The organism is Desulfosporosinus metallidurans, from assembly GCF_001936615.1.
GTDB classification, from domain to species: domain Bacteria; phylum Bacillota; class Desulfitobacteriia; order Desulfitobacteriales; family Desulfitobacteriaceae; genus Desulfosporosinus; species Desulfosporosinus metallidurans.
In genome coordinates this window covers 1-979 of the sequence record NZ_MLBF01000158.1, presented here as the reverse complement: position 1 = coordinate 979, position 979 = coordinate 1, and the positions used below count along the sequence as shown (strand labels likewise).

The 979-nt window shown below is 39.8% G+C and carries 2 protein-coding genes; both read right to left on the bottom strand.

The window, feature by feature from the left end; all coding sequences use genetic code 11:
* Positions 1-80 precede the first annotated feature (80 nt).
* Positions 81-353, bottom strand: a complete 273-nt coding sequence (locus DSOL_RS26120) for a hypothetical protein (protein WP_235839016.1) — start codon at positions 351-353, stop codon at positions 81-83.
* A gap of 11 nt (positions 354-364) precedes the next feature.
* A partial coding sequence (locus DSOL_RS26115) for an IS66 family transposase (protein WP_139314639.1) occupies positions 365-979 on the bottom strand: 615 nt, incomplete at its 5' end.

Below are 979 nucleotides of genomic sequence, written 5' to 3'. Positions count from 1 at the left end.
GTAAGCGGTGGAACAAATAGCGTAGTATAAAAAAATGGCCCTGATTTTCAGTTATTGAAAATCAGGGCCATTTTACATTCTTACAAAAATCCTTCACTTGCAACATCCTTGATGTATTTATACTGTTTACGGATCAACCTCTTGAACTGGGCATCAGAAAGATCATCGTATTTATTGGTTCCTTCTTCTACTAGATAATCAAAAATAAGTTCTGCATATTCTCTGTCTTCTCGTACCATCTTCCGATAGCGCTTTTCTATCTCATAGGGAAAATCCAGATAAAAGTCTATAATATCAATTTCTCCATCGAGAAATGATTTTGACATATCCATTATGTAGTTAATATTAGTCATCGCCATCCTGCTTATTTTCCTTCCTCAGCTTCTTTACTTGTTTTCTTTGCATAACATAATTCCGGCAGCATATCCGCCCATGGCATGTGGCTTTCCAATAATTCCGGCTTGTTATGAAAATCTAGATTGGGCAGATTTCTAAATATATGGACTAGATATTCATAAGGATCCAAACCATTAGCTTTCGCCGTTTCTATGATGCTGAAGACAAGTGCACTTGCTTCGGCACCCTGCGGGGTGTCGGACAAGAGGAAGTTCTTTCTTGCTAAAGCGACAGGTCTAATGGCATTCTCGGATAAGGCATTAGTAAACGGAATACGCCCATCCAACAGGAAGTTCGTAAAGTACTCCCTGTGGTTCAGTGTATATTTAATGGCTTTCTTTAACGGCTCTTGATGGGTATTCACATTTTCAGCCCATGCAAAAAAGGCATTTAGAACAGGAATACTCTGTTCTAGACGCTTCTGTTTACGCTCCTCATGCGGTAAATGTTTCCATTGCTTTTCAAGTGCAAAGAGCTTGTTACAAAAAGCTCTTCCTTTGGCAGCGGCAGAACCTGGAATCTCTTTTTTGCTACTGTTCAGCGGAATAGCTTCTAGGTAGTATCGCCTCAGGTGCGACTTATC